Origin of the sequence: Mogibacterium diversum (genome assembly GCF_002998925.1) — a bacterium.
Classification (GTDB): Bacteria; Bacillota; Clostridia; order Peptostreptococcales; family Anaerovoracaceae; genus Mogibacterium; species Mogibacterium diversum.
Map to the genome: position 1 here is coordinate 1,084,808 of NZ_CP027228.1, position 22,002 is coordinate 1,106,809.

Consider the following 22,002-nt stretch of genomic DNA (forward strand, 5'->3'; position numbering starts at 1 on the left):
ATATATGCTTTTAATACTAATTGTCTTAGCTATGTATCCTAGTTGTCATCCTCGTCTTCGTGAGGCTTGTCTTCGACGCGAATATGAAGTCTAAGTGCTCTCTTGGCATCCGCTCTTGTGACTCTGACCTTGAAAAGCTTGTGTTTCGATTCATACTCGAATGTATCTCCAACCTTTGGGATGCGGTCTAGCTCAATCATCGCCCAACCATTTACCGTCGTCGCATCTATGTCTATATCTTCCCCCTGTAGTTCAAAGAATTTTTCAACATTAGTTCCTCCAGCTACAGAATATGAACCGTCTATTAAGTCTGTCACCTCTCTCATCTCGACGGTATCATGCTCGTCATATATCTTTCCGACTAGCTCTTCGATGATATCCTCCATAGTTACGAGGCCTGTAGTCCCGCCATATTCATCGACGATAATCGCCATGTGAGTTGCCTTTGCCTGCATCTTTTTGAGAAGTACAGATGCTTTAATCGACTCAGCTACGTATGCAACCGGCTTTACATAGAGATTTACGCTCTTGCCCTCGCCCACTACATAGTTATGGAAGTCCTTCTGATTGAGAATTCCGATGATATTATCGAGATCATCTTCGAACACCGGGAGTCTCGAAAGACCTGTATCTTTGAAAAGCTTAGCTATCTCATCGATAGGTGAACCGAGCTCGATAGCGATAATATCTATTCGAGGTGTGATTATGTCTATCGCTTCTAAGTCAGCGAACTCGATTGCATTAGTGATAAGTTCGCTCTGCGATTCTTCGATGCTCCCGCCAGTCTTGGCCTCCTCGACAATTGTCTTGAGTTCATCCTCTGTGTAAACCTGCTCAGGTGAAATCTTGAAAACCTTGTCAACTAGCTTCTTCCATACACCAAACACCCAGTTGAGCGGTGTAAATAGGAACATCATGACCTTTACAGCCGGTGCCATGAATAGAGATATCCCTTCCGCCTTATCCTTGGCGATATTCTTAGGTGATATCTCCCCGAACACCAAGACCAAAACCGTCACAACAACGGTCGAAATAGTCGCTCCGTAGTGACCATATAGCTTGATGAACATAACCGTGGCTATTGAAGTCGTCGCGATATTGGCAATATTGTTGCCTATTAAAATCGTGGTGAGGAACTTATCGAAGTTCTCCGTTATCTCCAGTACGAGCTTCGCACTCTCGTTGTCATCGCTCGCCAGATTCTTCATCTTTATCTTGCTCACCGAAGTGAACGCCGTCTCAGTGGCGGAAAAAATGCCCGATAACACGAGCAAAATCACAATACTTATAATGTATGGTGTCATTTAACTTGATTCACTCTCCTATATCTGTGTGTATCCGATTAATTATACTACATTAAACTGTAGATAAGTGATGAAACAACGAAAAAAGCTCTCTCGCAGAGCGAGAGAACCATCTTTCTATCCGATTTCACTATATCTAGCTGGCTTTCCATCTTCAAAAGTTACCGCATACCCACTTGCGGGATTAGGTGTCCAGTGCCACGCTTTCTCTTTCACAGATGGAAACATCATCTCCATGCATGTAAAAATGACGGCACCATGGAACACCCCTATGACATCCGAGTGCGTTACATCACTTTTTAACACTTCAAGACCACGGGATACACGCTCAATAAATCCATCATTAGTCTCACCTTCAGGAAAATCCATGTACTCCTTCTCACCCTCAAGCCAAGCTCTAGCTTCATCATGCTGGAGAACCTCATCCATTGTCTTCATCTCAAATATGCCAACTCCAACCTCTCTGAGATCGGAAATAATTTCGTGATCAATGTCCCCGTATATGTGCTCAAATGTCTGCTCAGTTCTCAGCATCCCAGATGTATAGAGCTTAGCACCATCCGCTTTAGGATATGCCCCCTTATCACAGAGCATTTTAATCTGCTGTACACCTTGCTCAGCGAGAGGTAAATCAGTGCTTCCATAAAACAAATCCTTAAGTGTCCCCTCTGTATCGCCATGTCTTATCAGATATAACGTATTTCCCATCTTCGTCCCCTATTTTCATATCATATAGTTAGCCGTGCTCATCGCTCAGCAACTTGCACATACCGTCTAACACGCTTAAATTTCAGCGATTCTGTAGAATTAATGTGTGCGTTTTTACACACTACAATGTCGCATATTATATCATTTTCTGCTATAATATTCTACATATTTGCTAACGTAAAAGCCGTATAATGCAGGGGGTTATGTATGGCTTTATAACACCTTGGTGAGTATATTTTATTTTAGGGATTTTGGATTGGAGGGATATTATGTCAGGTAATTTCAATAGAGACTCCGCTTGGGAGCTGGTAAAAAAATATAACGAAGAGCCGTTCCATCTCCACCATGCTGTTACAGTAGAGGGAGTGATGCGTTATTATGCCGAAAAGCACGGCTATGATCCGGATTTCTGGGGTCTAGCTGGACTGCTTCACGATGTGGATTTTGAGAAATGGCCGGAAGAGCACTGCAAGAAAGCACCTGAACTGCTCGCTGAGATCAATACACCAGAGGAGCTCGTTCATGCAGTATGTAGCCACGGCTACGGCATCTGCGTAGATGTCGAGCCGACACACGAGATGGAAAAATTTCTATTTGCTTCAGATGAGCTCACCGGTCTCATCGGCGCAGCGACTTTACTCAGACCGTCTCGCAGCTGCAAGGATATGGATGTTAAGTCGGTTAAGAAGAAATTCAAGGACAAGAAGTTTGCAGCAGGCTGCGATAGAGATGTAATAAAGCGTGGAGCCGATATGATGGGCGTCGAGCTCAATGAATTGTTCGAGATTGTCCTAGAAGCGATGCAGTCGATGCCTGATGCTGAGGAGCTCAATGCACAGAACGGTATAAACTAGATATGATTGATTTGCTCTAGTGTTCTGAATCAGCTTAAACAGCAAGGCTTAAGGCTTCGGACATTTGAGGCATATCGATTCGTACGATATAATCCGCAGGACTGCGGATTATGCGCGCCCGTAGCTCAGGGGATAGAGTAGTTCACTCCGAATGAAATGGTCAGCGGTTCGAATCCGCTCGGGCGCACCACTTTATGCAATTGAAAAAGCACTGTAGCCTACGGACTGCAGTGCTTTTTGCTTGCTGGTTAACATCTAACCATTTTGATATTCATATTCTATGTATTTGTATCTAACCCTGTATTAGCACCTCATAATCACTTTGTCTATGTGGCTCTAACATCATTCTAATTCGTACTTGATTGAATCAAACTATCAAACTATTGATTTCTAAACTTCTCTACCTGCGTTAAAGTCCATAGCTACCTTAGCGTAAATCTGAGCGCCCCTTATAAGCTCAGGCTCATATACAGTGAACTTGCTGTGATGCTGAACGTAGCAAGCACCAGAAGCCTCATCTGCAACACCGAGTAGTAGCACACATCCTGGAACTTTTTCCATGAAGTAAGCGAAATCCTCACCTCCAGCTGTTGGCGGAACGTGTATAGGAGCTTCCTCCCCAATTATATCCTGTGCCACGGCTCTAGCAAGCGCTGACATACCCTCGTCGTTGACAGTTGGTGGTACGAGGAGTGTATCTCTAACCTCAGCTGTGCATCCGTAAGCCTTAGCTGTATCTGTTGCGACCTGCTCTACGTACTCAGGGAACTTATTAAATACATCATAGCTGAAGCATCTAGTCGTACCTGTAAGCTTAGCGGATCCTGCGATTACATTCCATCTCTCACCTGCATTAAATGTTCCAACTGTAACTACTGCTGGTTCAGCAGGTGCGAGTTTTCTTGAAACGATAGTCTGAAGACTTCCGACAATTGCGGAGCCAGCGACGATAGCATCAACAGCTAAATCCGGCTGAGCTCCGTGTCCAGAGTTGCCCTGAACATCGATTTCAAACATTCTAGCAGCACCCATTCTTGGTCCTGCATCGCAGCTGATATGACCAGCTGGAACGTTACCCCAGACATGCACAGCAAAGCATGCATCTACACCATCTAGTGCACCATCTTCTACCATGGCTTTAGCACCAGTTGCAACTTCTTCAGAAGACTGCCATGCGAGCTTAACTGTTCCGCAGAGCTCATCCTTCATATCATTTAAAATGTGTGCTGCTGTAAGAAGCATCGAGATGTGACAGTCATGGCCACATGCGTGCATAACTCCCTTTGTCTTGGATGCAAAAGGAAGTCCTGTTTCCTCGGTTACTGATAGGGCGTCAATATCTCCTCTGAGCAGTACAGTCTTACCAGGCTTCGCACCTTTAATTGTTGCTAAAGTCGAAGTCTCAAGACCGCAGTGTTCCCATTCAACACCCATCTTATCGAGTTCTTCTCTGATTTTTTTTGCCGTCTCATATTCCTTTTCACTCACTTCGGCGTTGTTATGGAACCAACGTCTCATCTCAACTTGATAGTCGGAATATTTTTCTGCAACTTCTTTCATACCCATGATATTACCCCCTATATTTTAAAAAAGATTATTGTATACGTATTGTGCCCTGGCAGGCCTTTTCTAGCCTATTAATGTTCTCACAGCCTGAGATAAGATCAGGCCGCTTTCTGCGGCCCAAATATTGTTTTCCTAGTTAAGCCTATTCTCACTTATAGAAGTGTAGCGAATATACCAGCCAAGAAAACAGATGTGATAGTTACTGTAGTGAATCCGCCAACGATCATCGATGGAAAGATCTTGCTCATGAGATAGTTAACCTCATCTGGATCATCAGATAGAGCCTCACATGTTGACTCTGAGATGATCGCATCTGCTGGGAATCCATAAAGTGCTGTCAAACCATTTGCAAAAGCAAGATAGAATGACATCTTGAATACTTTTGCGATGATGAACGAGAATACAGCCATACCTACAACACCTATAACGATGAGTATAACCATCGGTCCTATGATTGACTTAAGCATTGCTGGGGTTAGATTCTTAAGTCCGTCGAACACAATCATCATAAGTGCAAACATGCTGATCCAGTATGAATTTGCTCTGTTCAAAATGTTCGTATCCAGGAACCCTACCGCACAGAAGATTACACCGAATACTAGAGCCCATATTGCTGGAGAAATTACAACGCTACCGAACTTTAGCTGTCCTGCGAGCGATGCGAACCACGCAACTAGACCTAGCTTGCAAAGCATGAATACTGGCGTATTGTACTTATCCGGAACTCTTGGAAGTAGCTTCTTAACCTTAGAATCATCGTTTACAACCGTCATTCCGATCTGCCTGTTAGCTTCCTTTTGCTCCTCTGTGAGAACAATTTCTCCACTTCTGAGTTTAGCAAGCTCCTTGTTTCCAAACTTATGTAGCATGATCGCTGTAAGTGGATAGCCTGCAAATCCCTGCACGCAGTAGATGGTTACCGCAAATGTAGCAGCTACCTCTAAGCCTTTTGCATGAGCAGCCATCTGCATAGTTGTAGCGGCAACGATTCCACCAGTTAGTGGAGGTAGACCAGCTATCATCAAGGTTTTATCCATAAACATCGGTGCGAGGTACCAGCTGAAGAGCACCATTCCTGCGAGACCAGCTAGACATACAACGATAGTCTTCCACTGCTCCAGCAGATGTTTAACACTGATGATTGTACCGATATGTACGATAAGCAGCATCATAGCTACTGTTGCTGCAAATGGAACGAGTCCAGAATCTGTACCTATTGTCTTAGGGAAGAAAGTCCAGTATCCGAATAGATACAGGATTGCTGATGCGAATACGGATGGTACCCAAGCCTTGGTAGCAGTTGCAATCCACTCACCAACGGCATAACAGATAGCCATCAACACGAATGCTAATAGTGCATTATAAAATACCATGTTTCTCTAGTCCTTTCTGTTTTCTAAAAAAATAACATCCTATAAATTAATCTATTTGGCAATAGCCCTAACCCCATGGCTATACTGCCTATATTACAAAGCTGTTAATCAGCTCTATAAACTTTTATGAACTGCCTTACATTACGCATTACGCGCTACAGTCTTCGTTTAAATATCTAATAGCGGTCGCAACCATCGCCGCCATTCCGTAAGGAATCGTCTCCTCGTTTAATGTGCTAGCTGGATTATGTAGCGGAGCATAATGTCCTGCATTTCCAGCCTTTAAAATCATAAATGTACCAGGCTTTCCACTCACATCAGAGTAGGCGCTGAAGTCCTCGCTGAAGTTCATCGGTCTCTCTAAATCGATTACCCTATCTTCCCCGATGGCATCTGCAGTTGCCACTCTTGATAAAGCTGTAAGCTCTTTGTCGTTTATCACTGGAGCATATCCCTTTACATAATTGACATCTACAGTACATCCTGACATCTCTGCGACGCCTCTTCCAATCTTATACACCTGATCCTCAATCACTTTTCTAACTTCATTGTTATACGTGCGTGCAGCTCCACCAAATTCAACTCTCTCAGGAACTACATTGATAGCACTATCACCGCGAATATATGTTATCGGCAGAATCGCCGTCTCATTAGCATCTGTATATCTTGCTTGAATCTGCTGTAGCAGAACGATCATCTGAGAGGCTGCAAGCACTGGATCATGAAGTAGATGTGGCTGTGAACTATGACCTCCAAGGCCTGTCACCGTCACTTGGACGAGGTCTGCAGATGTGGTCATCGGTCCACTTCTAAAACACACCTTGCCATACTCTTCAGGGTTTTCGTCTGGTAGTACGTGTAGCCCAACTATGGCATCCACATCTTCCATAACACCCTTTGCTACTAGCTCCTTTGCGCCTCCTGGTTGAGTATCTTCACTGTGCTGGAAGATAATCTTAACCCTTCCGCAGAATTCATCTCGCATCTCGGAGAGCATCTCGGCATTGCCAAGCATCATCGATACATGAAAATCATGTCCACATGCATGCATGACTCCATCGTTTTCACTAGCAAACTCAAGTCCGGTTTCCTCGTTAATCGGTAGTGCGTCGATATCAGTTCTTAGGGCAATCGTCTTTCCTTCGCCCTTTCTACCAACGATTGTCGCAACTACAGAAGTAGGTGTCGGTTGCTCGATATTATCTACTCCGTACTCACGCAACTTTGCTTTTATAAGTGCCGAAGTTCTGTTTTCGTGGTAACCAAGCTCTGGATGCTTATGTACATCTCTGCGAATGGTCCTAATCTCTTCAAAGAGCTCGTTTGCTCTCTTCAAAATTTTATTATCGCTCATCCCTAATCCCCTACATTTGAACTGTGTTTCACAATTTATTGTAAAGATATAAAAATCTTATAATCCTTTAACCCCAATGGTTACATTAAATCTAGAAATTTAATATGCTGTATTATAACACCATTTTTTGTAATTTAAACAAATTTATCATATATTTTTGTGATATTTCACTAACATTTGCTAAAACCATTGAAATTTCAACGATAAACCGATGCAGAAAATTTGCACTTTATCGCGTACACTGGTTTCCAGTTTATATTCTTAGAACTGTTAATTTTGCATTCAAAAAAGACTCCTCTCATCGCAAATGCGTCAAGAGGAGTCTTTTGGAATATTAATTAACTTGTGAATAATATATTGCAAGTGCTGTAATTGATAGGATTTTACTTACCATCAGAATCGTTCACATGCACATCGAGCTGACTATAAGGAAGCACGATATCTGATTCAAGCAGGCACTTCTGCAGCACGCCCATAGCAGCTCTTCTCGTTACCCACTTGTCCTTCGGTTTACACCAATATCTGATTCTATATATTGCAGATGTTGCATCGAAGCTCTGAACAGCTAGGTACTCAGAATTCTTAATACCCTTAATTGCTTTGATCTTTTTAGCGCAGTCCGTCAGAACCTCCCTGACATGCTCCGGATCTTCATCGTATCTGAGGCCGATATCTATATCGTATACACCATTAGTTATGCCCACTTTAGTGATATTTCTGTTACAGATAGTGACATTGTCTCCGGTATTTAGGCTCGTGTACTGTGTGGTTTGAAGGGTGAACAGCGTAACTATACCTTCATCGTCATCAATCTTAATAACATCACCAACTTTAAAGGCTTTGTCATTAATTATATGCATACCCATTAGAACATCCTTGAACACGTCTTGCATCGCCATGCCGAAGACTGCACCAGCAACACCGACACCGGCGATAATGGATGTAACCCGTATATTATTCACTTCGAGTACCGCCAATGCTGCAATTATCCATGTTACGGTTTTCATGAGTCTAAACGTCGATCTTACTATCGCGTTCATCTGCACCGTATTGTTGGTCTTTTTGACATAGAGCTTATGCGTATGCTCTATGACGAGCGTCGCAATGATGGTGACTAAGATGATGACTATGCTGCTAATAAATTGTGCCGAAGTAACCATTTTAACTATTATATCCACGCTATCCCCCTATCCTTGGAACACCGACAAGTCGTCCAAGCTCAATAAGGACGATAGCACTCCAAAGCCTTCTACATCTTGATAAAACTCATCAATCTGCCTAGCTCCATAATGCTTATATATCTCTTCTGCCTTGGTATTCCCTGCAAATACATCTATTACCATCTGCGAATATCCGGTGCTCGCAGATCTGCTTCCCATCGTAAACAGGAGCCTTCGTCCAATACCGAAATCCCTGTAGGAAGCCTTGATGTGAAGCATCTCAAGCCAGAATGCACCAAGTACATCTGGCGAGGGTGTGCCCGCTACGAAACCGACAATTTCACCAGCACCAGCCTCTTCACCATCGGATAAGAGTTCAGCAACAAACATTTCATTTCCCGGTGCAAGGAAGTATGCGTCCATTCTGCTCGCTGCACTCTCAGGGTTCACAGAGCTTAAATATCTCTTATCCAGTATATTTGCATATGTATCATGATAGTTCTCTGATAGGATGCGCCCAACCTCAGCTATGTCGGAACGCTTCGCCTCACGAATTTTAATATTTTGAATATCTTTCATACTATAGACCTGCCTTATTCATACATTACTCTATAGTATACACGAATTTTCATTTTAATTCCTTAAAGTAATAACTTATTCCCAGTGTCCTTCACTGACAAGCACCTGCTCGGTGTATGCCTCTTTAACGACAACTGTTTTGGTCGTCACATGCGGAGCCGCATATGTATGTAGTCCATTTCAAGGCTTTGGCCTATGAGACTGCCACTCTGCATTTGTTTTGAAAGTGGCACCGCACTGACAAGTGTAATAATCGATAAATTTCTGTTGACGCGTCACCGCTGGATGCGTAACCGTCTTATATACTGCAGGCACCCACTTTTTCTTTGAATGGGATGAGCTACTATGGCTAGAGTCGCTACTGTCTTTTTTCGACTTCTCCTCTTTTGCCCGCTCTTTTTCCTTTGCCTTTTCTTTCTCTTTTTTCTTTTCCTTTGCTTTTTCCTCTTCTCGTGTTTTGCTACTGGAATCATCACTACCACTTGCTTCACTCTCGCCTTCGTTGTCAGACTTAGAGCTATCTGATGATTTGCCAGATGCAGACTTTTCCTTTGTAACTTCTACCTTCTTTTTACCTCTCCCCTTCTCGCTCTTATCAGCACCGCAGCTTGCGAGCCCTATAGCTAAAGCAAGAGAGAGGATAATAACCGCAATAATACTTAGCAGCTTATTATCAAATAAGCGTTTCTGCATTCCCCATTTTCTCTCTTTCAAGTAGTTTAAAAAATGAGATGGAGCATAGCACTCCATCTCATTCGATAATGCTTTTGTTCCCTAGTTTACATTTTGAGCTATGCGTTTTTCTTCCTCATAGCAACCACAACGCCTAGTAGCATGCTTGCAATTACGAAAGCAAACATAAACTCAAATCCTGCTGAGTCACCTGTTTTAACTACAGTTCTGATGTTCTTTCCATTTAGAGTAGCTTTTCCGTTAGGAGCCTTATTAGCTGCGCGAGAAACTACTGCAAACTCCGAATTTACAGAACCGTTGCTGAAACGAGCGGTTACAGCATGCTTTCCTGGTCTTAGAGATCTTAAGTATGATGCATGTAAGGTAATTCTTGCACTTCCCTTTACAACGTCGTAGTTGCTTGGATCTACAACCTTACCATCGATCTCAACGCCCTTGAATCTCTCAAAAGTCTTTTCGTCATCAGTCTTAGACTTAACAACTATGAGCAGACCGTTATCATCACCATTCCAAGCGAGATTTCCATTCGCTACATAATACTCAGGCGAAACGTTAGTATTTCCGCCATTATTACCTGGAGTTGGCACGTTTGGCTGTGTGCTATTGTTATCTCCCTGATTGTTTCCTGGGTTTACAGGATTTACTGGTTTTTCAGGTGTAACAGGCTTCTCAGGCTCCGCTGGTGTTACTGGCTTTTCAGGCTCTGCCTGCTTGTGGTCAGTGTACTCGATAACATTGTTGTAAAGCGACATCGAAGGCATGTCAAACGCTACGATGTATCCACCGTCAGATGCTAAGATCTGCTTGAATGGAACCTTTACAAGCTTACCCTCTTTATCAACGTAGTAAACCTGCTTCACATCCTTACCATCTGGAACCAGTCTGCTGATCTTGAAGTTTCCTCTTACAAGCTTCGACAGCTCGGTACGATACATGTTGATCATATCGATGTCTAGGACTTCATAATCCTTTCCTTCAAGACCCTTTACAGTTTCGTTAGGTAGCTTTCTAACGCTAACCAGATACTCTCCATTTCCGAAGTGTAAACCAGTCACAGCTGTAGTGTTATCAATATCGATAAGCTGTGTGTTATTCTTACCCTCTTCGCTCTTAGGCTTTAGGATAAGCTCATTGACACTACCGCAGCTGAAGTGATTAAATGCATACTTTGCTGCTCCCCACTCAGACTTGTCCTTCATAGTCATAGGGAAGGAATCTATTGTATATCTAGGATCGTCTACATATACCATGTAGTTCTGATCTTCAATAAGCGAGTATTCAACTACACCTTCATTAACCTTCGCTGTAACTTCGTCGTATTCGCTTACAAACTTAATATTTACACCATCAATAGGATTGTGGTCCTTATCGAAAACTGGAAGTGTATAAGCGACACGCTTTGCAGCTTCAGGGTTGCTCACATACATCGATCTTAGAGTCAAGTAGAATGCATCTACTTTTCTTCCGTTATCCTTAGAAGGAACAGGCTTCTCACCAGTCTTATTTAGCACCATGTATGCGTTAGGCATTTCAAAGTCGCCATCTTCAGCAAATACGATATAATTATTGCCCTTAACCATCTCAACGTCAGGTAGAACACCATTACTTGACTCTACTTTTGTCTCAATAGTCTGAGTTGTTGCATTGTAGAAGATAAATGTAACCTTCTTATTAACAGGTTTATACTCGTTACCAGACTTTCTTAGAACTGGCATGTTCTTGAGAATGACCTTTTCCTTCTCGTAAATCTTCGCATACTGCTCAGGCTTATACTTTGCACAATCCTCGCATTCGCCACATGGATTGCAATCTTCGATATTGTTATTTCCAGTATTTTCTCCTGGCTTAACGATGTCGCTCCCTGGCTTCTTGCCGTCTTTTCTAACAAGTTCTATAGCACTGCACTGCAGATAACCATTTATATCGTTAGCATCATAGCCTTCGATAATAGGGTTATACTTGCCCTGCTTATTCTGCTTCATGGTGAACTCAATCTTGTTCTTCATAACGTAGGTATCGTTCTCATCTAGCTTAAGCTCGTAAGGAACGTTTCCTTCGGTATTGATTGTAACTTCACCCTGCTCACTGTAGATAACCTTCGACTTGCCGTTGTCCTTACGAACTAATCTGAAAGGTAGACCTGCCTTTGCCACATAGCCGCCATCAGAAACCTTTAGAACTGTAATGTTGGAATTCGATTTAGGATTCTCTAATTCGCTCTGCTCTTTCACCTTGTGGAATACAAGCTTTGCAATCGGCTTCTCTGGTGCGCCTATACCCTCGTCATAATCGTAGTATAGTGGATACTCGTTTTCATATCTTGCATATATACGCATCAGATGCTTGCTGTTGTAAGCGCCAACGATCGTGTAGTCAGAATATGATGGATTAGCGGTATCCATACCAATCTTATACTGCGTCTCAGCTTTCATCTTAACGCCGTGGATCTTACCATCCTTAACAGTGTATTTTTCAAATTCATATGACCAATCAGCAACTCTGCTCATATCTATGAGTTCTAGCTGAACACCGTCAGGCATTGGTGTTCCATCATCCAGAGTTACATCTATATCACGAACGTTTGCTAATTCACCTTTTTCTACTCTCTTCTTCTCCGCAGGCTTTGGCTCAGATGGGGTTTCGTCATTGTCTTCGATTTCCTTGAGAGTGACGGTCGTCACTGGTTTATTCTCCAGAAGCTTCTTGTTATGTCTGTCGTACCATACAAGTGTCTTGCCGTTTGACGCTATTGCAACAGGAATTGTGCCAAGATTTGCATCAGCTTCAACGACTTTGTGAGTATCCATCTTCTCATCTTCCCACGAGAGACCTAGTCGATACTGCTTGTCAGAGATTAGCTGAAGCTCTAGTTTTCCGTTCTTAACTTCGTAATCCTTTTGGTCATTGTTATCTGGATCTTCAAGTGTGAAGGCTGTTCCGTCTTCAACAGGTGTTCCATCCTTATATACGACTTTTACGGATGCCTTAACCACCTTCTTAGATGATGCAGATGTTGCTAAAGGCTTTTCACCTGCAGGTGTCGCAGGAGCCGCAGCTGGTTTATTCTGTGCTGCATCTCTTGTAGTAGCACTTGCCGCTTCGCTAGAAACGCCTTCACTCTCGGTAGTTGCAGCATTTGCAGCAGCCGTGCCTTCTGCAGCAGAGGTATCGTCAGCCATTACATGCCACGGCATCATGGTGAGTATCAGGATAGCTGTAAGCAATACTCCTGAGACCTTCGCCTTTAATTCTTTCTTCTTCGTAACCATTACTTTCCTTTCCTAATTGATTGTAGTCAATAAGTGTATTTGTACAAAAAACAACAATAGTCGTACCACGATTCGCGCCCATCTCACGAATAACGGCATAACTATGTATCGTATTTTATGTTAACATTCTATCGCACTGGAAAAAGTGTTAACAATAATTCATACTTATATCGCCGTGTACAACTATTGATACTTTTTATTATTAAATTTTATTATACAAAGAAAATTTATTGCCTACGGACATGCTGTAAATGTATGTATTACACTAAATTATATTGTTATCTTGCGCAAACTTCTGGCATTCATTCCTCAGTAGTTCTCTATCTCTCCGCTATTTTTTATGATAAGATGTGTAATTTTTTGGTATAATAAGAAATCAATAAGCTTGATACTAGAGGAGGAATCGACTTGATAGAAACTGACCACATCATACTTCGCAAGGCATCCTTTGCTGACTGCGACCTTTTCGCGGAATGGGAATCGCGAGAAACCGTAATCGAGCACTTCTGCACGACTGGCAAAAGAAACCTAGATACGATAACAGACGAATTTCACAACGTCATTCATGACCCATCTCGCGAATGGATGACAATAGTTGAGAAATCTAGCAAAAAGCCTCTGGGAAAAATTGATATCACCAACATTGATCCCATCAATGATTCACTAAATATCGCCATTATTTATCTCGCTGACGAAGCGGCTCGTGGCAAAGGCTACGGAACAGAATCGATGGAAGCGCTTCTTCGCCATGCTTTCGAGGAGCTCGGTACACATAGAGTTACCGTTTCTCATTTTCCTGATGACAAAGTCGCTTCGAACCTATACACTAAGCTAGGTTTTAGAACAGAAGGTATACTCAAGCTAGCCGGAAAACGAAGCAATGAGTATTTCGATATGGAGCTTCGAGCTATTCTGGTAGAAGAGTGGGATGAACAGAACGAAATGAAAGCTTTAAAGGCTTGACTTTGAACACTTTGAGTAATATAATTTTTAGGCATATTGTGCAAATGGAGCAGGGCTCTACCCGGTAGCTCCGACACTAAGTTATTTTTAGTATGTCGAACAAGATCCTAGGATCCTAGTAGACAGTGCCGAAATCGATCTTCGGATCTGAGTAGGTAGAAAGGAAAGAATATGAAGTCTTACATCGCTAAGCCTGCAGATATCGACCACAAGTGGTATGTTATCGATGCAGAGGACAAGACTCTAGGTAAGGTTGCAGCTGAGATTGCAATGATCCTAAGAGGAAAGAAGAAGCCTATCTACACACCTCACGTTGACTGCGGAGATTACGTAGTTGTTGTAAACGCTGAGAAGGTAGCAGTAACTGGCAAGAAGGAAAAGCAGAAGATTTACAAGAGCCACAGTGGATATCCAGGTGGTCTCAAGGAGACAACTCTTGCAGAACTTCGCGCTAAAAAGCCAGAAGAGATCATCCGTCACGCTGTTAAGGGCATGATGCCTAAGGGCAAGCTCGGCAGACAGATGTTCAAGAAGCTAAAGGTATACGCAGGACCTGAGCACCCACATGCTGCACAGAATCCTGAAGAGTGGACATTCTAGGAAGGGAGGATTAGAAGATGGCTAAAGAAATGTATCAGGCAACAGGAAGAAGAAAATCTTCAATTGCTAGAGTCAGATTACTCCCTGGAACAGGAAGAATCGTTGTAAACAAGAAGGACCTCGAAGATTACTTCGGACTTGAAGTTCTTAAGAACGAGGTTAAGAGACCTTTTGAAATCACTGGAACAACTGGAAAGTACGATGTAATCGCACTAGTTAACGGTGGTGGTACAACAGGACAGGCTGGAGCACTTAGACATGGTATCTCAAGAGCACTTTGTGAAGTAGATGCTGAGGCTAACAGACCAGCACTTAAGGCCGCTGGATTCCTAACGAGAGACCCTCGTATGAAGGAAAGAAAGAAGTACGGTCTCAAGAAAGCTAGAAGAGCTAGCCAGTTCTCGAAGCGTTAATTTAATAAGGTTTATAAATCCCCGATTCCGTTGGAATTTGGGGATTTTTCTTTCTCTGCGTTTCCCCGAAATCATCTATATTAGTAACAAACTAGTAACACACTAGTAACAAAAATTCCGTTTAACTAGGGGTGACATGGTGACATGTAAATATCAATTTATAACTATAGGGAATATATTAAGTAGTAAGTTATATTAATTATGTATAAACGTGTTTTGTAACGTCACCATGTCACCCCTTGGAGATTTAAAACTAGACGTTTATCATGTGCTAAATTAGAACAATAAAAAAATCGGGGAATTAATCCCCGATTTTTTCGTCTTATTAAGATGTGATTATAACATGTTGAAACCTATTACATCTATCACGGCTATGTAGTGTGCTTCGCTAAAAAATACAGCTATATCGTTAAATATCCGCATGTTACACCACCGATACCTCGCCATTTTTATTTGCTTCAACCGTCACCGTATCATCTACAACCAACTTTCCGTCCTTGATAATGTAGATGTTATCACCCTTAACTATGCCCTTATCAACACGGCTACCGTCTGCATTGAAATACTGCCAATCGTCATTGACCTTTACCCAACCAGTACACATAACACCGTCCTTATCAAAGTAGTAGTTCTTGCCGTTTATCTCCTGCAGTCCATTTATGTATAGGCTACCATCAGAAGCAAGGTAGAACCATTTTCCGTTTATGTTTTGCCAACCAGTTACCATCTTGCAATAACTGTTGAAATAGTACCACTTGCCATCAATCTCGTTCCAACCCGTGACAGCATATCCACCGCTGTTGAAATAGTACCACTCGCCATCTATTTTCTGCCAACTATTTTTAGGATATGTGCCGTCTTTGTTCTTATACCACCAACCGTGATTATCCTGTATCCAACCATAAGATTGGAACTTCGGAACGACGAAACCTCTGATAAACCTACCATTAGTGGCAATCTTACGATAACCTGTGCTGTGGTTGTTGTGTATATTAAACTCAAACACATTAATATATCTACTATCTGCTGATACGACAATTCCCACGTGGCTAGCACCCGTGGTGTTGTCACCTAGTCCGCTATCATTCCATGCGTATATGATCCAGTCACCCGCTGTTGGCACGTATGCGTCATTCTCTACCCAAATACCCATGTTTTTAGCTTTTGCTACAATTGTACCCACGTTAGCAGAACAAGGGTATACATCACCTACCCCGCACAAATAAGCTATAGCAGAGGCACACGTAGCGCAGAAATTCGCAGTATAAGTCATTGCCCAACCATCGGGCTTATGTTTGTTAAATTCGTCAATCAGAGTTTTATGTGAACCCCCTTGAAAAGGCATCCCATTATATCTGATTGCCGTATTAATAATTTGTTCGCGAATTCCCATTATCTAGCACCTCTGTATTTTCTTCGTTTTTCTTTTCAACTAACATTTCAATACCCCTAGTTATTGCATCGGGTATTGGAATCCCCATCAGTCCAGCATTTTCAACTATGGAAATCATTTCATTTGCTATAAATCCAATAATTACAGCGTTCTGAATATATGTTGTTCCGATTGTAACATCCATGCGATAAGCAAGGGCAACAATCAATAGCACCGTAAATTTGCGACACAAACCCTTGAATCCCGCACGTGATTCTAATGCACCGTTTTCACTTTTCTTCGATTTCTTGAATACACCAGCGACAATCAGACCCGTGATGTAATCAGCACTTAACATGATAACTAGTGTAGCCATGCCCGTTGACCAACCCCCATATAATGTGGCAATTGCTCCACCAATTACCCCCGTTGCTGTTAAAATACCTATCTTCATTTAATTACCCCCTCATCTAATTCCTATATGTAATTGCAATCTCAACCGTACAGTTTGCCCAATCTGATCCCGATACGATTGTTAGCACATCACCAATCATTATTGCCGATAAACCCCATTCGATGTACGCACCCGAACCATAATTTATCATCGGATATGATAGAGGTAACACATAGTTCGCATAATGAACTGTGCCCGTGATAGATAATATTTTCGGTGTGCTTATCCCGACACCCCCTATATAATTCAAACCCTTACGAATATTAACGCTTTTTGTAATATATTTGGTTTTCACCTCATCATTATCACCCTTTAATTTATCAGCAATCTCTTGTAACGGTATCTTGTTCAGATTCAACTTCGTTCCCGTTATATTAATACCGTTAAGTGTAACAGTTGCAAGGGTAAATTGATTTACGGATGATGTTCCGAAATCCTCGACCCTTCCCGATACCCCAGCACCTTTATTTACTCTGATATCAACATCCTCAACTCCACCCGTATTAGTATAGTGAAGGTAGATTGTATCGGTTCGTGAATTACCAACCGCACCATTTTCAATCGTAACGGATTTTGGATTCGTGATTCTGATGTGCCTACCATTAATTACAAGGTCACACGCTGGAATAACAATCGTGTTGTTCGACCTAATTTCAAGCTGAACATCGTTCAGTATATAAGCACCATTACCAACAATACCCCTAATAAGTGATGCATCGTCTTGTGGTGTGATGTGTCTTGTGCCACTAGCACCAGTAATTAACTTAACTTCATTAGCCATTATGTACCTCTGTGAATTTATACGTTATAACTTCCTTATCTTGATTAACCTTGCGTATCAATTTACCTGTAATTTTAACGGACAAACGAACGCTAAATATCGGCTCGAATATATTTACTATATCCCCAATATCTAACTCGATTGAATCGTCATATGAATTGATTTCCGCTGTTGTGATATAACTTCCGTATTCTGATGCTACAAAATTAGCCATCAATTCATTGAACTTATTTGTTGCATCTGTAAGTAAATTATCACTTGATGTATTCTCATATGTGATAACCCTAGCACCTTCATATATCGCATCCCTTGATGATAGATTCACACCACCGAGAGAACTTAGATATAAAACTTCTCTCGCTTGTAATTCCCCCTTACCGAGTGCAATCATGAAGTTTGGATAATCACCCTTCTGTGTGATTGTTAGTGATATATGATCATAATCCTCTTTAGATAGTTCAACTTCTCTTGTTAGATTGTCGAGTTTGACAATTGAAAAGTGAATGCCATCATTTTCATGACGGAACATCATCTTTAATTTATATTTCTCGCATAAATCATTTAGTGCCTTACTCAATGTACAATATCTATCGAATTGATAACTTACTGTGATATTGCTTACATCATCGATAATCCAATAACTTGGCATGTAACAATCACGGAATAATTCCCGAATTACTGACCTCAAATCAGCGTTAACAGTATAGAAATCTCTACCACTTGGAACTATTACGATTTTGGTATCAAGGTATCCACGGAATGTTAACCCCGATAATTCAATCGTTCTAGCTTGCTTATCAATCTTACGGTTTGTAACTAACCCCCCGTATTCTGTACCTTCGAGAAATATGTATTGGTCAATCAACATCGGTAAATAAGGGTCATCACCCACATCATACGAACTGAGGAATGAGAAATCATTACCATCATCGATATCACAATCGAATGTTCCACGTTTTAAAACACCAGATTCTATGGGGTCATTCCCATTGTTGGCAAAATCCCACGCAGTATATATTAAGTCCATAGTGGTGAACCCCTTTCTTCACTTATCACAAGTGAGAATTTCAAACCTCTTGGAACTGTGATATTACAAGGTAATGTTAATTTTCTAAATACAGAAAAATACGAATCCTTCAACCTTCTTGAAAAAATATTTTCTTGATTTCCGTTAGACTTAAACAGCGTAACACTCTTATTTCTTGTACTCAGAAGAATATAATCACCTTCACTCAATCGCCCTGTTATACCTTTTTTAAGACCGTTGAACATAATATATGGATTGTCGAATAATCCATACAGATATAACTCAACATGAGCGGTTGAATTGTTGGCAACGTTAACAAGTGAAGGGTGTATAGTTGATTCATAATCACCGCTACCACCGTAACCATAGTTATAACCACGTTTACCATTTCCGTTGTAATCTCGCCAAAAATCTTCAATATTTGCGTACAAATTCGGGTCATATTCGATAACAGTATCTTTGTACCAAATCCAATCATCCGATAAGAACGTGAATTCTAACTTGGTGTGGTAATCGTCTAGTAAATAATCGGTAAATTTGACCTCAACTAATCTAACTTCCGCATAACACTCACCGATTACCAAATATGATGTTGGATAGTATGAATTCATCATATCGAACTGATTATCAACGAGATAACTCAATTTATTCAGTTCATTTCTGATACTTTCACAATCCACCGAATGCATTTTACAAGTAACGGTTTTTGTTCCACCTTTTCGCTTGAAATTTCTCTTTCCAACATCAGATTCATACTCATAAGCGAAATCACGGATTCCGTTCTTATCTAAAAAACACCAATAATTTTTACCATCAATCGATAGAGTTTGATTTCCAAACTCTATCGTATTGTTGGACTTCCCGAACGCTGGCACATTCGGCTTAAAATTACAAAAAGTCATTTTATCTAGCATATTTCTTGATAAACCTTCCTAATTCTCTATCATCAGCCACGAAATTAACAGAATTGAACGCTTCTATAATCTTATCAACTAAAGTTGAATCAATTTTTTCGAGAATTTCGAGGATTCTCACAAGAATAACGTTGTTATTCTCCGAAACTGCATTTTTAATCATCGTCATAAGTGAATTTGTACCAACAACGGTTTCACTTCCAGCTTCACCACCAGCCATGAAATTATTTGTTGCGGAATCATAACCAAATATCGTTGGTTTGTTCATGATCATACCGCCATCCATAGCCTTTTTGTACCAATCGATACCGAATGATGGTGTACTTGGCGGAGATAAGCTAAATTTACCCTTAATCTTGATATGTGGTAATTTCAACTTCGGTAATTTCCAACTAAAGTTGAACACACTCTTGATTTTAGCTATCGCACTACGAACAATGTTATACGCACCGTTGAATACTGTGCTAAATACGTGTTTTACACCGTTTAAGGCTGTTGATACGACCGCTTTTATAAATCCGAGTTCAGCACCCAACGCACGAACGTAACCACGCACAATCGCCATTACTGCCGATTTAATACCGTTCCAACCAGCAACAAACACGTTCTTAACTGCATTTATTGCAGTTCTAACAGCACTCTTGACTTGCTCGAACGCTAGTTTCAATTCACCTACAAATTGTTTTCCCAAACCCTTAAATGGTTCAACTAGCTTCAACAGAAGTTTACCGAGCGACCTCACAATCGCCATGATAATTGCTGGTAGATTCTCTAAAATAGCTTGAAGAACCATCATCGCACCTTGTAATATAGGCGGTATAAGTTTCTCAATTATACTTGGTAGTTGTGGGGCAAGCTTAGTTATAATCTGAGATATACCCTCAACTAATCTAGGTAACAACTTAGCTAATCGGGGAATTAATTGATTCGCAACGTTTACTACAGAATCAACAAGATTATTCAGAAGTTTATCGAAATTCTGTGAAGGGTCTGCCATACCTGTTAAGAAGTTTATCCATGCACTCTTCATCTGTCCGATTGAACCTTGAATTGTGCTAGATGCTTCTTTTGCAGTTGTACCAGTAACACCCATCTTTGTTTGGATAACGTGAATAGCATCAACAACATCAGCATATGATGATATATCATAGTGAATTCCGCTTATCGCTTCGGCATCTCTTAATAACCTCTGCATTTCTTCACGAGTTCCACCATATCCAAGTTTGAGGTTGTCGAGCATGGTATAATTCTGTTTTGCGAATCCCTGATATGCGTTTTGAATATCACCTATCGCAGTACCCATCTTGTTGGCATTATCTGCCATATCGATAACCGCCATATTTGCTTTTTGTGCTACCTTTTTGGTATCACCATCAAGTGATTGTAATAGCGATGCACTAAATCCCGTAACGGTTTTCATATAATCGTTGGCACTTAAACCAGCCGTTTTATATGCTTCATCTGCGTACCGCTTAACCGTTCCCGCTGAATCCTTAAATAAGGTTTCAACACCCCCGACAAGCTGTTCATATTCCGCATAGCTTGCAATCGCTTTTTTACTTAACGCAATCAAACCCGTTGCAACCGCACCAAGTCCAATGAGTGCAATTTTACCCATCTTCTTTGCGAAATTTCCGATTTTTTCGAACGCTTTACCGAACTTATCCGATGATTTCTCAGCTTCTTTTGTTGTTTTGTCAATTTCCTTGTTGGCATCTTCGTTTTTAATAACGATTTTTCCAATAAGTTTAAATAAATCCAATATCTCACCACCTTATTCGGGTTTGAAATTCTGCATCATTTCGAAATTATCCGATATAGTTGCTTCAATCTCCGTATCACCCCATGATGCATTCACCAAATCTTCATTCGCTTCAGATTCAGCGAGGTAATCCGCCCACGATTGTTCATGTATTTTATTAATCCAAACTTCCCATTGTAACGATTCTTTGTGTGATTTTAAGAATCTATCAATCCAATCGTTCAACATCCCGTTTGATATTATTTCGTCCAATAAAGAAAATGGACTTGAATATTCTCTGAATACCAAGTCCATAAAATGAATTTCATCTAGTTGAACAATTTTAAAGCAACCTTTGTAAAATCCTTGAATTCATCCTTTTTGATAAACTCAACGATGTATTCCGTGAACGTTACCATATCGAGTTCAGAAATCTCTTTCTTACTCTTACCGCTAACACGTGATAGAAGTGTGTAAATCTCATCTTCACACTTCGGTAAGTTGCCAATGATGACGTTAACCATCTCGATTGATACGGATAAGCCAACCGAATACATCAATGATTCGTTGTCTTTCGCTTTTCCCTTACCCTTCAAACCGTCTACAAGTTTTTCAATCGTTTTTGGTTCAAGCTGATTCTTAATCTCGTTCAAGCCAATCTTGTTGATTATCTTAAACATGATAAACATATCACTTGATTTAAGCTGTTTGAACTCTATCGCCATCATTCTTCACCTCAACTTTTCTAATTAGCGATTCGGAATATTCCATAATCTCGTTATAACGTTCCTCATCAATATCGATAACATCACCAACGATATAATCTTCGTTGGTGTACTTATCCATGAATTCCCTTAAAATTTCAACCTTCATCACT

Annotated in this window: 22 protein-coding genes and 1 tRNA gene; 5 read left to right on the forward strand and 18 right to left on the reverse strand. The window is 41.1% G+C overall.

The window, feature by feature from the left end; all coding sequences use genetic code 11:
- Positions 1 to 38: 38 nt before the first annotated feature.
- Positions 39 to 1,304 carry a hemolysin family protein gene (locus tag C5Q96_RS05015; RefSeq protein WP_106057312.1) on the reverse strand — a complete coding sequence of 422 codons (1,266 nt, stop codon included), beginning with the start codon at positions 1,302 to 1,304 and terminating at the stop codon, positions 39 to 41.
- Between the two features lie 117 nt (positions 1,305 to 1,421).
- Entirely contained in the window at positions 1,422 to 2,012 is a 591-nt protein-coding gene (locus tag C5Q96_RS05020) for a histidine phosphatase family protein (protein ID WP_106057313.1), read from the reverse strand.
- 269 nt (positions 2,013 to 2,281) lie between these two features.
- Here C5Q96_RS05020 and C5Q96_RS05025 point away from each other — a divergent pair, with 269 nt between their 5' ends.
- Together C5Q96_RS05025 and C5Q96_RS05030 are read left to right on the forward strand one after the other, a co-directional pair.
- A complete protein-coding gene (locus C5Q96_RS05025; protein ID WP_106057314.1) occupies positions 2,282 to 2,866 on the forward strand; it encodes an HD domain-containing protein in 585 nt (194 codons plus the stop codon).
- 114 nt (positions 2,867 to 2,980) lie between these two features.
- Positions 2,981 to 3,056: transfer RNA gene (locus tag C5Q96_RS05030), tRNA-Arg, on the forward strand.
- Between the two features lie 200 nt (positions 3,057 to 3,256).
- On the opposite strand, the gene C5Q96_RS05035 is transcribed toward C5Q96_RS05030, so the two are convergent.
- The 7 genes from C5Q96_RS05035 to C5Q96_RS05065 all read right to left on the reverse strand — a co-directional run bounded on the left by C5Q96_RS05035 (position 3,257) and on the right by C5Q96_RS05065 (position 12,860).
- Positions 3,257 to 4,432: an amidohydrolase gene (locus C5Q96_RS05035; protein ID WP_106057315.1), complete on the reverse strand. Its 1,176-nt coding sequence runs from the start codon at positions 4,430 to 4,432 to the stop codon at positions 3,257 to 3,259.
- Between the two features lie 152 nt (positions 4,433 to 4,584).
- Positions 4,585 to 5,805, reverse strand: a complete 1,221-nt coding sequence (locus C5Q96_RS05040; RefSeq protein ID WP_106057316.1) for a hypothetical protein — start codon at positions 5,803 to 5,805, stop codon at positions 4,585 to 4,587.
- Positions 5,806 to 5,953: 148 nt separating this feature from the next.
- A complete protein-coding gene (locus C5Q96_RS05045) occupies positions 5,954 to 7,159 on the reverse strand; it encodes a M20 metallopeptidase family protein (protein ID WP_106057317.1) in 1,206 nt (401 codons plus the stop codon).
- Positions 7,160 to 7,542: 383 nt separating this feature from the next.
- Positions 7,543 to 8,337, reverse strand: a complete 795-nt coding sequence (locus tag C5Q96_RS05050) for a mechanosensitive ion channel family protein (RefSeq protein ID WP_106057318.1) — start codon at positions 8,335 to 8,337, stop codon at positions 7,543 to 7,545.
- Between the two features lie 9 nt (positions 8,338 to 8,346).
- Positions 8,347 to 8,898 (reverse strand): GNAT family N-acetyltransferase, encoded by a 552-nt coding sequence (locus C5Q96_RS05055; RefSeq protein WP_106057319.1) that lies wholly within the window; start codon positions 8,896 to 8,898, stop codon positions 8,347 to 8,349.
- 180 nt (positions 8,899 to 9,078) lie between these two features.
- Complete coding sequence (locus C5Q96_RS05060; protein WP_106057320.1) at positions 9,079 to 9,591, reverse strand: hypothetical protein; 513 nt, start codon at positions 9,589 to 9,591, stop codon at positions 9,079 to 9,081.
- A 98-nt stretch (positions 9,592 to 9,689) separates the two neighbouring features.
- The gene (locus C5Q96_RS05065; protein WP_106057321.1) at positions 9,690 to 12,860 is read right to left on the reverse strand and encodes a hypothetical protein; all 3,171 of its coding nucleotides are present in this window, start codon (positions 12,858 to 12,860) and stop codon (positions 9,690 to 9,692) included.
- Positions 12,861 to 13,268: 408 nt separating this feature from the next.
- Between C5Q96_RS05065 and C5Q96_RS05070 the strand changes: the two genes are divergently transcribed.
- From C5Q96_RS05070 to rpsI, 3 genes are all read left to right on the forward strand, one after another.
- A complete protein-coding gene (locus C5Q96_RS05070) occupies positions 13,269 to 13,823 on the forward strand; it encodes a GNAT family N-acetyltransferase (protein ID WP_158696693.1) in 555 nt (184 codons plus the stop codon).
- A 171-nt stretch (positions 13,824 to 13,994) separates the two neighbouring features.
- Complete coding sequence (gene rplM / locus C5Q96_RS05075) at positions 13,995 to 14,423, forward strand: 50S ribosomal protein L13 (protein WP_106057323.1); 429 nt, start codon at positions 13,995 to 13,997, stop codon at positions 14,421 to 14,423.
- A 17-nt stretch (positions 14,424 to 14,440) separates the two neighbouring features.
- Positions 14,441 to 14,836, forward strand: a complete 396-nt coding sequence (gene rpsI, locus C5Q96_RS05080; RefSeq protein ID WP_106057324.1) for a 30S ribosomal protein S9 — start codon at positions 14,441 to 14,443, stop codon at positions 14,834 to 14,836.
- Between the two features lie 424 nt (positions 14,837 to 15,260).
- On the opposite strand, the gene C5Q96_RS05085 is transcribed toward rpsI, so the two are convergent.
- The 9 genes from C5Q96_RS05085 to C5Q96_RS08625 all read right to left on the reverse strand — a co-directional run bounded on the left by C5Q96_RS05085 (position 15,261) and on the right by C5Q96_RS08625 (position 21,998).
- Entirely contained in the window at positions 15,261 to 16,229 is a 969-nt protein-coding gene (locus C5Q96_RS05085; protein WP_106057325.1) for an N-acetylmuramoyl-L-alanine amidase family protein, read from the reverse strand.
- Complete coding sequence (locus C5Q96_RS05090; protein WP_106057326.1) at positions 16,204 to 16,662, reverse strand: phage holin family protein; 459 nt, start codon at positions 16,660 to 16,662, stop codon at positions 16,204 to 16,206. The genes C5Q96_RS05085 and C5Q96_RS05090 overlap by 26 nt, the downstream gene beginning before the upstream one ends.
- A 16-nt stretch (positions 16,663 to 16,678) precedes the next feature.
- Positions 16,679 to 17,443, reverse strand: coding sequence for a hypothetical protein (locus tag C5Q96_RS05095; protein WP_106057327.1), 765 nt, complete (start codon positions 17,441 to 17,443; stop codon positions 16,679 to 16,681).
- The gene (locus C5Q96_RS05100; RefSeq protein WP_106057328.1) at positions 17,436 to 18,470 is read right to left on the reverse strand and encodes a Gp37-like protein; all 1,035 of its coding nucleotides are present in this window, start codon (positions 18,468 to 18,470) and stop codon (positions 17,436 to 17,438) included. The genes C5Q96_RS05095 and C5Q96_RS05100 overlap by 8 nt, the downstream gene beginning before the upstream one ends.
- Positions 18,461 to 19,384, reverse strand: coding sequence for a hypothetical protein (locus C5Q96_RS05105; RefSeq protein ID WP_106057329.1), 924 nt, complete (start codon positions 19,382 to 19,384; stop codon positions 18,461 to 18,463). Before C5Q96_RS05105 ends, C5Q96_RS05100 begins: the two co-directional genes overlap by 10 nt.
- The gene (locus C5Q96_RS08745) at positions 19,374 to 21,146 is read right to left on the reverse strand and encodes a phage tail protein (protein WP_205763987.1); all 1,773 of its coding nucleotides are present in this window, start codon (positions 21,144 to 21,146) and stop codon (positions 19,374 to 19,376) included. Before C5Q96_RS08745 ends, C5Q96_RS05105 begins: the two co-directional genes overlap by 11 nt.
- A gap of 12 nt (positions 21,147 to 21,158) precedes the next feature.
- Entirely contained in the window at positions 21,159 to 21,371 is a 213-nt protein-coding gene (locus C5Q96_RS05115; RefSeq protein ID WP_158696694.1) for a hypothetical protein, read from the reverse strand.
- An 83-nt stretch (positions 21,372 to 21,454) separates the two neighbouring features.
- Positions 21,455 to 21,853: a hypothetical protein gene (locus C5Q96_RS05120; protein ID WP_158696695.1), complete on the reverse strand. Its 399-nt coding sequence runs from the start codon at positions 21,851 to 21,853 to the stop codon at positions 21,455 to 21,457.
- On the reverse strand, positions 21,825 to 21,998 hold the full coding sequence (locus tag C5Q96_RS08625) for a hypothetical protein (RefSeq protein WP_158696696.1): 174 nt from the start codon (positions 21,996 to 21,998) through the stop codon (positions 21,825 to 21,827). Before C5Q96_RS08625 ends, C5Q96_RS05120 begins: the two co-directional genes overlap by 29 nt.
- Between the last annotated feature and the right edge of the window lie 4 nt (positions 21,999 to 22,002).

Bases quoted from the DNA above. Each gene is read 5' to 3' on its own strand.
- C5Q96_RS05035 (WP_106057315.1), bottom strand. From the start codon at position 4,432: ATGGGTATGAAAGAAGTTGCAGAAAAATATTCCGACTATCAAGTTGAG.
- C5Q96_RS08625 (WP_158696696.1), bottom strand. From the start codon at position 21,998: ATGAAGGTTGAAATTTTAAGGGAATTCATGGATAAGTACACCAACGAA.
- C5Q96_RS05020 (WP_106057313.1), bottom strand. From the start codon at position 2,012: ATGGGAAATACGTTATATCTGATAAGACATGGCGATACAGAGGGGACA.
- C5Q96_RS05015 (WP_106057312.1), bottom strand. From the start codon at position 1,304: ATGACACCATACATTATAAGTATTGTGATTTTGCTCGTGTTATCGGGC.
- C5Q96_RS05045 (WP_106057317.1), bottom strand. From the start codon at position 7,159: ATGAGCGATAATAAAATTTTGAAGAGAGCAAACGAGCTCTTTGAAGAG.
- C5Q96_RS05055 (WP_106057319.1), bottom strand. From the start codon at position 8,898: ATGAAAGATATTCAAAATATTAAAATTCGTGAGGCGAAGCGTTCCGAC.
- C5Q96_RS05090 (WP_106057326.1), bottom strand. From the start codon at position 16,662: ATGAAGATAGGTATTTTAACAGCAACGGGGGTAATTGGTGGAGCAATT.
- C5Q96_RS05040 (WP_106057316.1), bottom strand. From the start codon at position 5,805: ATGGTATTTTATAATGCACTATTAGCATTCGTGTTGATGGCTATCTGT.
- C5Q96_RS05085 (WP_106057325.1), bottom strand. From the start codon at position 16,229: ATGGGAATTCGCGAACAAATTATTAATACGGCAATCAGATATAATGGG.
- C5Q96_RS05120 (WP_158696695.1), bottom strand. From the start codon at position 21,853: ATGATGGCGATAGAGTTCAAACAGCTTAAATCAAGTGATATGTTTATC.
- rplM (WP_106057323.1), top strand. From the start codon at position 13,995: ATGAAGTCTTACATCGCTAAGCCTGCAGATATCGACCACAAGTGGTAT.
- C5Q96_RS05105 (WP_106057329.1), bottom strand. From the start codon at position 19,384: ATGCTAGATAAAATGACTTTTTGTAATTTTAAGCCGAATGTGCCAGCG.
- rpsI (WP_106057324.1), top strand. From the start codon at position 14,441: ATGGCTAAAGAAATGTATCAGGCAACAGGAAGAAGAAAATCTTCAATT.
- C5Q96_RS05060 (WP_106057320.1), bottom strand. From the start codon at position 9,591: ATGCAGAAACGCTTATTTGATAATAAGCTGCTAAGTATTATTGCGGTT.
- C5Q96_RS05065 (WP_106057321.1), bottom strand. From the start codon at position 12,860: ATGGTTACGAAGAAGAAAGAATTAAAGGCGAAGGTCTCAGGAGTATTG.
- C5Q96_RS05095 (WP_106057327.1), bottom strand. From the start codon at position 17,443: ATGGCTAATGAAGTTAAGTTAATTACTGGTGCTAGTGGCACAAGACAC.
- C5Q96_RS05025 (WP_106057314.1), top strand. From the start codon at position 2,282: ATGTCAGGTAATTTCAATAGAGACTCCGCTTGGGAGCTGGTAAAAAAA.
- C5Q96_RS05100 (WP_106057328.1), bottom strand. From the start codon at position 18,470: ATGGACTTAATATATACTGCGTGGGATTTTGCCAACAATGGGAATGAC.